Below are 15,595 nucleotides of genomic sequence, written 5' to 3' on the forward strand. Positions count from 1 at the left end.
TAGCACAAGCACTAGAAATGGATAAACAAACTAAAATAATTGCCATTAAAAACATTAATTTTGCTTTCATAGTTTTTCACGTCTATCAATAATTATACTTTTTTTAAAATTGTTATGATAATTATAATCTATATTTAACCCAAATGAGATATCTTCATTAAGTAATTACTCCCCCATTTTCATCCTCAACAAACAAAATTGCAGAAACTCCTGTATTAAATCCAGTTAAATTGCATATACCAAAACAAATGCCTGAAAAATTACAGCAAATAGCATATGAATCTTCAAAAATAGTATTTATATAATCTTGGTGAGGAGTGCAATCGGTGAGGAAAAAATTAGAAAAAATAGAATTAAAAAATTTATCAGTATAATAACAAGCAAAATTATCAGCAATATTGACCTCATATTCTAATAAATATATAGGATTTATGCCAAAAATCTGACGGTGGTTATTACAGTGATATGTATTTTTAACTAATGAAAATGCATTAGGATTATATTTAAATAAAAATGTATAAATATCATGCATAACATCTTTAGAATTGCCTAAATCGAATTCATACAATGTTTCGTTTACGGTTAATGCAAAGCCATTATTCCCAACAATATAAGGGCCAGCACTAACATTACTATCTAAAATGAATTGAGATACCATACCAACCATATTCATAGAGACATCTTCAATATTATCGCTACAATTATAATGATTCATGCCCATATTAATAGCAGAGTCATTGAAAATTGAAAAATCCCTATCAAAAGATGGAGAGATATTCATATCATTACGGTTACGGTTATATGGTGATTCTTCGGGCAATCCCATAGAGTTATTAACACAGCAAATATTGTAAATCGTCTTATTTGCACCATTCAAATGGATTTCACTGACAATACTAAAAGCGGAAATCTGTAAAACTATCTTATTATCTGAAACCAGATTATTTCCACTTCCACTACTTGCATCAACATCCGTTGCAGCAATACTGGAGAGTACGAAATCTGAAATAGCTACACTATCACCGAAACAAATAGCATTCATCACATTACTACACAAATATCCAACATCAGAAATACTCATTTCATCTGGTTGTGAATTTGTGAAAGTCAAATTTAGAATTTTGACATCATGATTAGTTGTTTTAGAGCAACTAACTAATTCAAAAGTATTTGTTATATCATTTTGACCGATTTTAAATAAACAGTTTTCAGTAAATACAAACATGCCACATTCGACAGAATTCTCATAATGACCGTCTGCAGAATATAAACAAAGAAGTTGATTATTAACTACATCATTTGTGTTATTTTCTATAGATACATTAGTATTATTTTCTAATGAAATCGGCAAATTGTCTACTTGATTAAATCAGGACTAATGATATTATTATCATTATTTAAATCAATGGTACCCTCATCATCGGCAACATTATTTACGGAGCTCGCATAAATGCAAGACACACTAATAAAAATGCAAATACATACTAATAAGAACAATGCTGGCTTAAAACATTTAAACTTAAATGTTATAATAACGCCTCCAAATACATATAATTCCTAAAAGTAAATCTGACAAAATTCATATATATATATCAATATATTTCAGACCACATATAAGCATTATCGAATGCAATGACTTGCTTGCATGATTTTAATAATACCTATTAGCAGGAAAAACTGTTTAGGAGAATAACAAAAGGATTTAATAAAATTAATATTTTTTCAGTTAATGAAAAGTAATATAAAAATTAGAAATAAATTTCAAACTAAAGAAAATCAAAATAATAATCTTATATCTATATTAATTTTTGTTGGGCATCAATATATATCTCAATTTCTAATGAGAATCAGTTAATGCATCAGAAATCTTAATTTCCACTCCAAAAATTAATCTAATACCAACAAACGCCACAAAATACCAGACATCCATATCTTTAAAAGATAAATTATTAAATACATTAAATTAAAAATTATATTTGGTGGTTCAAAAATGGAAACTGTTGAACTTGGAATAGTATATTTTATAATAGAAGTAGTTATTTTTCTAATTTTATTAATAATTGGAGACAAAATATATGGAAAAATAAAAAATAGTTCAAATCAACGATTGAATAAAATTAAAACATACTTTCCCGAAGAGGAAAAGGATACTTTAATACAACTGCTTTACATGGTAATGATGGGACTGCTTTTTATTGACGTTTGTATAAAATAATTTTTTATGCAGCAGACAACTTTTATCTTTCAATATTTGACATTGCCCTTTCACTCTATATTGCAATAACCCTAGATAAAAAACCCCATAAAAATAAGATATTAATACTATTTTTAATACCCTTCGGTTCACAAACATTTATCATATTCGGAAAATCCCTTATCGGATTGATTGATTTAATACATATTCCCATACTTATCTACTTTATGTATTATTATTACAAGAGATTTATAGATCATGCACAAAAAAATGGATTGGGAATAACTGTGATACTGCTATTTTTAATAATCTTCATCAGTTTTTTTATAACCCAATATTCTGAATCAGTCAACCCCTTGGATTCCATTGTCATGGTTACAAACCAATTTACAAGTAATGGATATGCAATTTCAGGACAAACCATTTCCGGGAAATTAAATTCACTGTTTTTAGCCTGGGGAGGTTATTTGATATCAGGCCTAAGTACAGCTATCTTAACTGCCACAATTTTAACTAATCATTTCAACAGAAAAATAGATAAGATAAATGATAAATTAGATAGAATAGAAGAACAAACTAAGAAAAATTAGGGTATTGATTGATTTTACCATCTAAGCAAGAATGAATCCGGATTGTGCAACTTCCAGTTATCCTTTTAACTAGCCCCATATACTGTTGGCGTAATAATAGTGAAATTATCTACTATATTTTTGATTTTTGTATAAATAATGGTAAAAAAAAGTAGCGGAATTATCCACTACTTTTTAGTGAATTTTGTTTCATAGGTAAAGAAGCAACCAAGTTTCATCAATTGACGACAAATTCTATTGAAGTATAGGCAGACTGTCTTCACTTTAGAATTGTCCCATACCATTCCCAAAACTAAAAAAAAATTCACACCCCTAAATTTTTTATCTGAATTAAAGAATAATGTTCATATTTTATAGAACTTTAATAATATTTATTATATAAAAATATAATAATTTTAAATGTAGAACATTAGGATATTTTTATTGAAACTTAATGATTATCTACACAATTTTAATATAGGGGATAAACAAATGAAGAAAATAAAAATTCTTCTTGTGTTGACTGTACTATTCATTTCTATTAGTGCTGTTTCGGCTGAAGGGAACTTTACAGCACTCCAAGATGAAATTAATTTAAGTACTGAGTGTGTAGAAATAACGCAAGATTATGTGTATAATAATGAGACTGATGCAAACATTAGTTATGGAATCACAATAGAAAAAAATGATTTTACTATAAACGGTAACGGACACACAATTGATGGTAACGGCCAAACAAGAATATTTAATATTATGGGAAATAACGTGACAATTAAAAACCTTAATATCATAAATGGAAAAGCTGTTTATGGAGGAGGTATTTTTATCAATCGCGGCATTGAACTTACAACTAACAATGTAACTTTTGAAAATAATAATGCCAGTGAGTTCGGCGGAGCCATTCTAAATTTGGGAGAGTATGAGAGTATCAATGACAAATTTACCAATAATTATTGTGTCAAAGGTGCTGCAATCTATAGTCAGGGAGAAACAAACATAAAAAATGGAACTTTCACTAGTGATATTGAATTAAAATGGGGTTTTATCAACATTTTTGCTTGTTCACTATTCATTGAAAATACAACTTTTGCAAATGCAACCTCCAAATATTCAACTGCGATTAATTCTGTTCAAGGTAAAATAAAAATTAAAAAATCTGATTTTTATAACTTGACTGCAATAATGACAGCAGGATCAATAGGAGTTAAATTACTTTTCGACGAAGTTGAGATAGAAAACTCTAATTTTATCAATACATGCTCCGGGAAAAATGGTGGGGCAATTTTTGCCGATGTTGGAGGTGAAAAAGGAGAAGGTAACGGAACTATTAAAATTATGAATTCCCAGTTCATTAATTGTTCTTCAGAATTTGGTGGAGCTTACCTTCAACTAGCAGGAAAATTAGTTATTGACAATACAAACTTTACTTTAAATAAAGCAGCATTTGATGGAGGATCCATTTATACTTCCTGGACAAATCAAGTCAATATTTCCAATTCAAGATTTTTTTCAAACAGAGGACTTTATGAAAATTTTTCAAATGGAGGTGCATGCTACTTTGATTTGGGAAAAATTATCATAGATTCCTGTACTTTTGAAAATAACGAAGCAAGCGAAGGTTCATCAATTTATGCATATGACTGCAAAATAGATTTATCCAAAAATTATTTTAATAATCCTGCAGAAAGTGGTGTAAGTATTTACACAGTATATGACAAATCATATACAGAAAGAGGTAATAATTTCACAAATGATGAATTATCCCTAAACAATACAAACTACGAATTGACTGTTGAATCATCCCAAATGAAATTTGATTTGATAAACAACACGATAAATGTGGTGACTCTTCCAAAAAGATTTGACTTACGTGATTGGGGATGGGTTTCCCCTGTTAAAAATCAGGGCTCTATGGGTGCTTGCTGGGCGTTTGGTGTAACAGCAGCACTAGAATCATCATTAATTAGGTTTACCAATATTACTTATGATTTTTCAGAAAATAACCTTCAAAATACTATGTTAAAATATTCAAAATACGGTGAAGAAATCTTTGATGAAGGTGGAAACGTATTTTTAGCAGCGAACTATTATTCCAGTTGGCTTGGTGTGTCACCTACTGAATTTGATACTTATGACGAACTTGGAAAAATATCTCCTTTAATTGCTACTCCACAGGATTTGCATATGAAAGATATGTTATTTATTTCAGGAAGAAAAAATTCAACAGATAACAATGGAATTAAAGAAGCAATACTTAAATATGGAGGTATAGCAGTAAATTATTTCCATGATGACCAATATTTAAACACTACAACATATGGATATTACAATAACAAAAATATAACTATGAATCATGTAGTATGTGCTGTTGGATGGGATGATGATTATCCTGCTTCATACTTCCCTACAACCGCTCCGGGAAATGGAGCATTCATCATAAAAAACAGTTGGGGAACTGAATTTGGAGATGATGGATATTTCTACATATCATATTATGATGTATCTTTCTGTACTGTTTTTGAATCTATGGGATTTATTTTGAAAAATACTGAAGATTATGATAAACTTTACCAACATGAAATCAGTACAAATTATAAAACAAAGAACAGCACATATTTTATGAACAAATATGTTGCAAAAGAAAATGAATTAATTGCAGCTGTTGGAACAATATTTAATAATAATAACCCCTATGAAATTTCAATATTCATAAATGGTGAAAATGTATACAATCAAAGCGGCATAAGCGATTACTATGGATATTCAACCATTAATTTAAATAAATGCATCCCAATTAAGATGGGGGATGAATTTTCAGTGATGATTAAAAGCAATAGTATGTATATGAGTACAATAAGGGGTCATGTAGAACCAAATGTCACATTTGTAAGTGATGATGGTAACAACTGGACAGATTTATCTGAAAATAATGAATCAGCAATTATAAAAGTTTATACTAAAAATTTACCTTTCTACACTGAAGATTTAGTAAAAATCTATAAAAATGATTCCCAATTTACTGCAGAAATTGGTGTTGCTAACGAAGCTGTAACCTTTGAAATCAATGGTGTAACATATACCAGAACCAGTGATGAAAACGGAACTGCAACAATAGCCATTAACTTAGAACCGGGAAATTACTCAATCAAAACAACATTCAACGGCACAACAGTTGAAAACACAATCACAGTATTGCCAACATTAATAGCTGAAAATCTAGTAAAATACTTCAGAAACGCTTCACAGTCCTACATTGACCTTATTGATGGTAAAGGAAATCCAGTTAGTGGAATTAACATTACCATGAACATCAATGGAGTATTCTACAATAGAACCACCAATGAAAACGGCACTGCAAGATTAAACATCAATCTAAACCCTGGAGAATACATCCTAACCGCAATCGATCCGTTAACCGGACTTATGATGTCATATAACATTACAGTATTGCCAACCATGAACGCAACCGATATGAAAATGACATATAAAGACGGCTCAACATTCAACGTAACAGTCATTGATGGTCAAGGAAAACCTCTGGATAAAGCTGCAGTAACATTCAACATAAACGGAGTTCTCTACATAAGATACACAGATTCCCAAGGAATAGCCAAACTAAACATTAACCTCATGGCAGGCGAGTACATCATCACTTCCGAATATGACGGAATGAAAATCGCAAACACAATTACAATCAAGGATTAATTTAATTAATCCTTTCTTTTTATTTTTTTGGATTATTTACAAGAAGTTTTTAAAAATTTCATTTTCACCTAAGAAAACACATAATTTCTAAATAATTGCATAATATCATAAATTTTTTGAAAAATTTTAACCATAACGAAATATTTTAAAATAATCTTTGTTGTACATCAATATAGCTGGGTTCATTGACTTCCTTTACAGCATCACCCTCATTAACTTCACCAATCAGCAATGGCAAATCCAGATTGTGCTATTTCTGGTTCCTTTTGACCAGCTTCATGTTGGTGTTGGCATATATTAATTATTGACTATTTGAATTACATTATTTTCAAATAATTTCTCATTTTCAAAAACTATTTTTAAATGATGTTTAAATCACAACCCCCTGTTTATATCTGACAAAATTGATAAATTTTATATTTTATAATATCAAAATTATATATATTAAGATAAATTGGGGATTTTTTTTGAATTATTGTACAGTTAAATTTAAATTTGATTTCATTAATGATGAATTGCTAAATGATTTTTTTGATAATGTTAAATATTTATTGAATTTCCAATTCGATGATGATTCAAACATATTTTTCATTGATAGTGATGTGGAATATCAGATTAAGGATGTTTCTAATTTAGATTCTGAGAATATTGAAATAATTACAAACTCTTTTTTTAATTTTGTTTTTGAAGATACTTTCAATGTTTTTTTATATAAGTTTCTTGTTTTAAAGAATAAGGATAAATTTACAGTTTTAGCAATTATTCATCCTTCAATATTCAATTACTCCTCAGTAAATGATTTTTATGAATTATTTAATGATGTGGACAATGTTCGTGACGAAAATTATTTAATCAATGTTTATAAAGATGTAAAAAATTACTTGAATTCCTCCGATTATGATAATGATTCTGATTATTGGAAAAATATCAAATCAAATGCAAGCGATTACGTAAAATTCCATAATCTAAAATCAAATAATTATAAATGCCATAAAATTGAGATTGATGCGGAATCTGTTTCAAGTTTCATTAACAATCAGGATTGTTCCATATTTAATTTTTATGCAAGTGTCTTTTCACTGTATATTTCCCGTATAAACAGACAAAAGGGTTGTTTGTTGAAAACTAGTATTCTTTCAAAAGGTTTTGATTTAAAAACAATTTTAAAAATTGATTTGAATAGTGACAGCAGATTTGTGGATTATTTACATCAATTCACTTCCATTTATGATGAAGCAGTCAGCCATACTAAAATAAGCATAGAGAATTTTATGGATGAAGATTTGTCTTATTATTCCATTTATGATTTTTCCAACTTAAATGAAAACATATGCATTTATAACGGTGATGATTCCGCTTTGACATTGAATATTTATAATGACTATTTGGAAATTGTTTATAATGCAGATTTATTCTCAGATATTTACATTCAGCACATGGCAGATAATATCAAATCCATGATTAATAATGTTATTGAGTTTCCAGATTATCTCTTAAATGAGGTCAACATTCTTTCGGATAACGAAAAAAAATTACTTTCCAATTTCTGCAAAGGAGAAGATGCGGATGTTGATGAAGATTTATTGATTGCCAGATATTTCCGTCAGCATGCACTTGAAAATCCCGATGCAATTGCTGTTGATGATGGTGTAAATCAGGTTAGCTATGGTGAGCTTGAAAAATCCAGTAATTCCATTGCAAATGACTTATTTAAAAATTACAATATTTCTTTAAACAGTCATGTTGGTCTGATATTGCGTCGTAATTATCATTATCCTGAATTGGTTTTGGCCTTAAATAAGATAGGGGCGGTTTTCATTCCAATAGATCCAATATATCCTGCCAAGCGTATTGAACATATGTTGGATATTTCTGAAGCAGAATGCATTATCACTGATAAAGATATTGCAGGCAAATTTGATTTTAATTTGAATACGATTTGTATTGAAGATTTAAATTCTGATGGTGAAGTTGATTTTGAGATAATGGCTACTGGTGAGAATTTATTTTCCATCATGTTTACATCAGGCACCACTGGTCTTCCTAAAGGAGTAAAAGTCACCAATCATCAAGTGACAGGATTATTCGAGTCCTTTAAAAATATTTTTTCTTTTTCTTATGGTGAGATTATTGGCTGTTATTTGAGTTTTAGTTTTATTGCATCTTATGTGATTTTTCTTGCGTTTCTTTTTGGCGGCGGCTGCAGGATATTCAATGAGAATGAGCAGAAAGACATTTTATCATTGATGAAAATTCTTAAAGAGAATCCTATGAACAGTCTGTTTTTACCTCCGGCCCTTGCTGTTCCAATTTTGGAAAGTGGTGATATAAAATTGGATTATCTTGTTTTGGCTGGAGGAAAATTAAAAGAGTTAAGCAAAAGGGAAAGAAACACTCGATTAATAAATTTTTATGGTACAACTGAAATTATATTTGGAGTTACCAAAGTTTATGATTTTAAAGACATCGAAGATGATAATTTGCCTATTGGCAGGCCGGTTACTAATACGAATGTCTATATTTTAGATGAATATGCCAATCAGATGCCTATTGGTGTTCCCGGTGAGATTTGTGTTTCAAGTGATTATATAAGTCCTGGATATTACAATAACTCTGAATTGACAAATGAAGTTTTTGTAGATAATCCTTACTGTGACAGTGAAAAAAATAAAATAATGTATCGTACAGGCGATATTGGTTTTTATAATTTTGATGGGGATATTGAAATCATTGGTCGTGAAGACGACCAGTTGTCTGTTAGAGGATTTCGTATTGAATCTAGTGAAATTCTAAATATTGTTAATGGCATTCCTGAAATTGATAATGTTTATTTGGATGTGGAAAATGACACTCTTGCTTTATATTACACAACAAATGCTGAAATAGATATTAATTTTATTAAGGGGAAGTTAATGGATGAATTGCCAAGTTATATGCTTCCATCACTGTTCATGGAATTGGAAGAGATTCCTCTAAACATGAACGGTAAAATAGACAAGGTAAGATTGAAAAAGATGTCCAAAGTAAACTCCGAGATGGATATTGAAGATGAGGTGCTGGCCGGTGTTGTTGATGCATTTAAAGAGGTTCTAGATGCTGATTTGGTTTTAGTTGATGATAATTTTGTTGAATTGGGTGGAAATTCATTATCTGCAATGAATTTACAAATTTTATTAAGAAAAAAATTTTATGCAAACATTTCCTCACAGGAGATAATTGAACTTTCAACACCGAATAATATTAGTGATTATATCAAATCTAATTTTAAAGGCACATCATGTATTAATGAGGTTAAATATACTTTTGATGAAGGATGTCCATTGTTAGAATCTCAATTAAATGTTTATTTGGATGAAATGACTCACGATATGGGAACAAAATATAACAATCCGTTTATAATTGAATTCAATAATAAATATTCTGCTGACCAAATCAGAAATGCTTTAATTAAATTGCTTGATGTGCACCCTATTTTAAAAGGAAGAATAATACTTGGAAAAGACGAAATGCCGTCATGCATTTTCGATGCAAAACCGGAAATCCAAGAAAAATCTTTAAATGATATTCAATCTTTTGTAAGACCATTTGATTTGGAAAAATGCTTATCCAGATTTTTAATAATGGTTGAAGAGGATTCTACCAAGTTATGCATGGATATTCATCATGTGATTTTCGACGGTTCATCCATCAATATTCTGTTAAATGATTTATATTCTATATTAGATGGTAAAAATGTTGATTTTGTTGATGATGGAATTTTAAGACAAATTTCATTTGAGGAAGATCTCCCTTCAGATTATATGGATGAGGCTAAAACTTTCATGACCAATATGCTGGCTGATAGGGATGAAGTTCAGGAATTAATGCCTAGCATTGGTGGTGATGCGGAATTTAATTATATAAATACGTTTGATATTGATGGAAATGAACTGAATGGTTTTTTACAAGATCATTCCATTACCCGTAATCAATTTTTTTCAAGTGTTTTTGCATATACATTATCCAGATTTACAGGTTCTTCCAAAGTTCTTTTCCATATTCTTGAAGACGGTAGGGGTAACATTGACCTTTTCCAATCAGTGGGAATGTTTGTCAAAACATTACCTATTATCATAGATTGCAAAAATCAAGCTGTTGATTCCTTTTTAGAATATTCCAGTGGTTTGGTAAATACTGTTATGAAGTATGACATGTATCCTTTCCGTTTATTGGCTAATGAATTTGACTTGAATTTTGACATTTCATTCCAATATGCCCATAATCTGTTTTCCACTTTACTGGATAAAGATGAATATGGATATTGTGTAAATGATTTAGAACATGATCCTGAAGGTGATTTGACATTCTTTATTTTCGATGCTGATGATGATAAGTTAGGAATCAGGATTTTACACTCAGATAAATACTCAAACGCTTTCATTGAGAGATTTACTAAAACTTATACAATAATTTTACAGGAAATGCTCAATGTTGATAAACTTGAAGAGATTAATTATACTGGTGATGATGATTTAAATCTTTTAGACAGTTTTAATGAGACAGATCATGATTTAGAATATGATTGTGTCTTGGATGCTTTCAATAGCCAATTGATTGAAAATCCAGACAATGTTTTAACATTAAGTGATGATGCGAGCTATACATATTCTCAAATTGCATATATTGTAAATAGCTTAAATTCATTATTAAAGCAACATGAAGTTTTAGCTAATGATACTGTTACTGTTTTTGTCGACCGTAGTCATTGGACCCTCATAACTGCCTTAAGCTGCTTATCTCAAGGTATTACTTATGTTCCGATTGATGAAAACCTTCCAGATAAGCGTATTGAGTTCATGATAAGGCAATCAAAAACAAAAGCCATAATTGTAACAGACACATTCCAAAAACGTACCGAAAAAATTGATGATGAATCAAATCTGAATTTAAATATAATCAACATTTCATCTTTGCTGGATGATGTTAAAACATCAAGTCATGTGGATTATGTTGATTCTGGCGTTAATGATGTAGCCTGTATTCTCTATACATCAGGAACAACAGGAAAACCTAAAGCAGTGCAGATGACTAATCTAGGTATCTTAAATCTCATAGAGTATTATGTTGCAAGCACTGAATTTGGACCAGATGATGTTTTGGGAATTTTCGCTTCTGTTGGTTTTGATGTTTCTTTAGAGCAGTTTGCATCAGTATTTACAGGCGGGTCACTAACATATGTTCCAAATGACATTAAACTAAACATTTATAAATTAAATGAGTATTTCATCAAATATGGAGTAACACATACCTTAATTACAACCCAAATAGCAAAATTATTTGTTAATACAATATCCAACACGTCTTTGAAGTATTTGCAAACTGCAGGTGAAAAATTGGGTAGCATTGTTCCTCCAAAGAACTACATTTTAAGTGATGTTTATGGACCGACTGAAGCCAATTACATTACTTCTATTGATGTTGATAAAAAATTGGATGATTCATCAGTTGGTATGCTGAACTGGAACACTAAAGCTTATATTTTAGATAAAGAACTGCGAAGAATTCCATTAGGTGCCGTTGGTGAAATTTATTTATCCGGATATCAAACAACCAAAGGATACTTTAAAAATCCTGAAGAAAACGAAAAGGCGTTATTCCAAAATCCATTCGATGGCAAAATCAAGGGCTATAATATAATGTATAAAACCGGTGATTTGGGAAGATATTTACATGATGGAAGCATTGCCATTATAGGAAGAGCAGATTCCCAGGTTAAAATCAGAGGAAACCGTGTTGAACTATCTGAAATTGAACAAACAATAAGACACATTGATGAAATTAATGATGTAACTGTTCAAACAGTTAAAAACGACCAAAATAATGAATTAGTTGCATATGTAGTTGCCCCTAATTTTAAAGGAAACATAATTGAGTATGTTAAAGATTATATAAAACAATGCAAACCAGAATATATGGTTCCTTCATTTGTTGTTCCAATTAATGAAATTCCATTGAATGTGAACGGTAAAGTGGATAAACGTTTATTACCTGAAATTGATGTAGATGATTTACGAAGCGAATATGTAGCTCCAAGAAATAAATTAGAAAAGGATATCGTCAATGCATTTGAAGAAGTATTTAACCGTGAAAAGATTGGTATTTATGATGATTTCACACAACTTGGAGGGGACTCCTTAACAGCAATTAAATTATTGACAATACTTGGAGATTACAACCTTTCTGCAGGAGATATCTTAAGTTTACATACCCCTCAAGCAATTGCAGATAACATTAATAAAAATAATGTTGAATTTGACTTAGAGGTTTATTCAATAGATTCCGGATGTCCTCTAAATGAAGCTCAATTGAATATTTACCTTGACATTGTTGTAAATGAGAAAACAGATGCATATCTTCTTCCAACATATATGGAATTTTCAAATGATTATGAGTTAAATGAAATAACTGATGCATTAAATAAAATGTTTGAAGTCCACCCTATCTTAAATATGTGCATTAGTGATGAATATGATGTTCCATATATGGTAAGGAATTCCAAACCACAGATTATTGTCGAGACTGATGTTGATTATGATTTTATTATAGAATTCTTAACCCAGTCATTTGATCTGCATGACAGTCTGTGCAGATTTTTGGTCATTGAAAATGATGACTCATATGATTTGTACGGTGCCTTCCACCACATCATTTGTGATGCAAAATCATGTGCTATATTCAAAGAGAATTTGCTAGCAATTCTTAACGGACAAACACTTGGAATTGATGATTCATTTCTAAAGGTTTCAGCATTTGCACAGAAAATTCAGGAATCTGAACTTTTCATTAAAGCCCATGATTTTTATTATAATATGCTTGTTGAATGTAATGAAGCAGGAATATTATTAGATAGCATTGGTGCAGACGGACCTAGCTCAGCCCAAATCGACTTGGATTTAGACGGTAGCATATTCTTAAACCCACCCCACATTAATGAAAATGTGCTATTCACAAGTGTTTTCGCTTATACATTATCTCGATTCACAGGCAATGACAAAGCATTATTCAACATTATAGATAATGGAAGGAGTAGGTTTAATAATTACAATGCCATAGGCATGTATGTAAATACACTTCCACTATTGGTAGATTGTAATAATAGAGATATTCCATCATTTATTGAGTACATATCTTCTTTAGTTTATGAAGCCCAGAGTTACAACTATTACCCATTTAGATTACTTGCTAATGAACATGATATTGACGCCAATATTCTATTCCAATTCATTCCGGAATGGATAGATACTGATGATAATAACATACATGAAGTTTATGAAAAATTAGGTATTTTAAGGAATATGAATGACTTAAATGCTGATTTAACATTCGAAGTTCTTAAAAAAGACAGTAAATACTATTTGAATGTAATTTATTGCGATAAATACTCCAGCGATTTTATTAATCATTTCATACAGTCATATAAATTGATTTTACATGGAATACTTAATGCAAATAAGCTAAGCAACATTAATTATACTTCAAATGAAGATATTAAACTGCTGGATGATTATAACAATACAGAACATAATCTGATTTATGATGATATTTTAGATGCTTTTAATGATAATCTGGCTCAATATCCGGATAGACCAATAGTGTCCATGAATAATAATCTTTATAGTCATGCAGAGTGTGCATTTATTGCATTCAAGATTGCTGAATTATTAAAACAAGCTGGAGTTAATGTTGATGATTGTGTTGCCTTTGTATGTGAACGTTCTGAATGGTATTTATTCAATGTTTTATCAGTATTGTCTATTGGTGCCGTTCCTGTTCCTATAGACAATAATCTTCCTGATAAAAGAATTGAATTCATGATAAAAGATTCAAATTCAAAAGTTATCATTACTGATAATGATAATTATAATCGTTTACATGATTTATCTAGCGATAGAATTTTTGTGAATGTTTCTAGTATTGTTGAAGAGGATATTGGTACTTTATCAGATTTGCCCGTTGTTTATGGTGATTTGGCAGGTATTCTTTATACCAGTGGTACTACAGGCATACCAAAAGGTGTAAAAATCACTAGAAAATCTGTTCTTAATTTAGCTGCTCATTATACAGATGCTCAAAACTTAACCAATGAAGATAGTTATGCACTGTATCCGTCAATTGGTTTTGATGCAGGATATAAATCAATATTCAAAGTTTTATATTCTGGTGCTCAATTAGTCATCATACCTGAAGACATCAAATACGATATGGATAAATTAAATGAATACCTCATTGAAAATAATGTTGGGCATGTATTCATAACTACCCAAGTAAGTAAACTATTCATGCAAAGTGTTAATAATACTTCATTGAAGGTTTTATCAGTAGGAGGAGAGAAATTAGGCGAATTCGAAAGACCAAAAAACTACATTGTAATGGATGACTACGGACCAACAGAAGCATTTGCGTTTATCACATCAATAGATATCTCCCAAAAAACTGATGATACATCAATTGGTATTTTAAATTACAACTCCAAAGCTTATGTTTTAGACCAGGAAAGCAGGCGTGTACCTTGTGGCGCTGTGGGAGAATTATACTTGGCAGGCCATCAAATAGCTGATGGATATTTAAACCGTGAAGAAGAAACGGTTAAATCATTTGTTGACAATCCATTTGATGGTGGCATAATGTATCGTACGGGCGATATGGTAAGGATGTTGCCGGATAATACATTAGCTATTGTGGGTCGCCGTGACAGTCAAGTTAAAATCCGAGGAAACCGTGTAGAACTATCCGAAATAGAATCCGTCATCCGTGAAATAGATTATGTCAGTGACATTACTGTACAAACAATAAAACACGATACAAATAATGAAATTGTCGCTTATGTTGTTGTAAACAATGATTTGGATGAAATGGAGTTAAAAAATTCAATTTGCGATTATGTTTCTAAACATAAACCAGAATACATGGTTCCATCATATGTTATCAAATTAGACGAAATTCCTTTAAACGTTAATGGTAAAGTAGATAAGCGTGCTTTGCCTGAAATCAATCTGACCAGTTTGCGTGCTGAATATGTGGCTCCAAGAAACAAAGTAGAAAAGGATATTGTTGACGCATTTGAAAAGGTATTCGGTCAGAATAAGAT

Annotated in this window: 5 protein-coding genes; 4 read left to right on the top strand and 1 reads right to left on the bottom strand. The window is 30.4% G+C overall.

The genetic code is table 11. The features are described from left to right. Positions 1 to 157: 157 nt before the first annotated feature. Entirely contained in the window at positions 158 to 1,351 is a 1,194-nt protein-coding gene (locus ACKI5C_RS03095; protein ID WP_407431766.1) for a hypothetical protein, read from the bottom strand. A gap of 639 nt (positions 1,352 to 1,990) precedes the next feature. On the opposite strand from ACKI5C_RS03095, the gene ACKI5C_RS03100 reads away from it, so the two are divergent. From ACKI5C_RS03100 to dltA, 4 genes are all read left to right on the top strand, one after another. Further along, positions 1,991 to 2,215 carry a hypothetical protein gene (locus ACKI5C_RS03100; RefSeq protein ID WP_407431767.1) on the top strand — a complete coding sequence of 75 codons (225 nt, stop codon included), beginning with the start codon at positions 1,991 to 1,993 and terminating at the stop codon, positions 2,213 to 2,215. Continuing rightward, positions 2,203 to 2,784, top strand: coding sequence for a hypothetical protein (locus tag ACKI5C_RS03105; protein ID WP_407431768.1), 582 nt, complete (start codon positions 2,203 to 2,205; stop codon positions 2,782 to 2,784). The genes ACKI5C_RS03100 and ACKI5C_RS03105 overlap by 13 nt, the downstream gene beginning before the upstream one ends. A 471-nt stretch (positions 2,785 to 3,255) precedes the next feature. After that, complete coding sequence (locus ACKI5C_RS03110) at positions 3,256 to 6,468, top strand: C1 family peptidase (protein ID WP_407431769.1); 3,213 nt, start codon at positions 3,256 to 3,258, stop codon at positions 6,466 to 6,468. A gap of 467 nt (positions 6,469 to 6,935) precedes the next feature. Further along, the coding region (gene dltA / locus ACKI5C_RS03115) for a D-alanine--poly(phosphoribitol) ligase subunit DltA (protein WP_407431770.1) at positions 6,936 to 15,595 on the top strand (8,660 nt) is incomplete at its 3' end.

Source organism: Methanobrevibacter sp., assembly GCF_045646045.1.
In the GTDB taxonomy this organism is placed as follows: Archaea; Methanobacteriota; Methanobacteria; order Methanobacteriales; family Methanobacteriaceae; genus Methanocatella.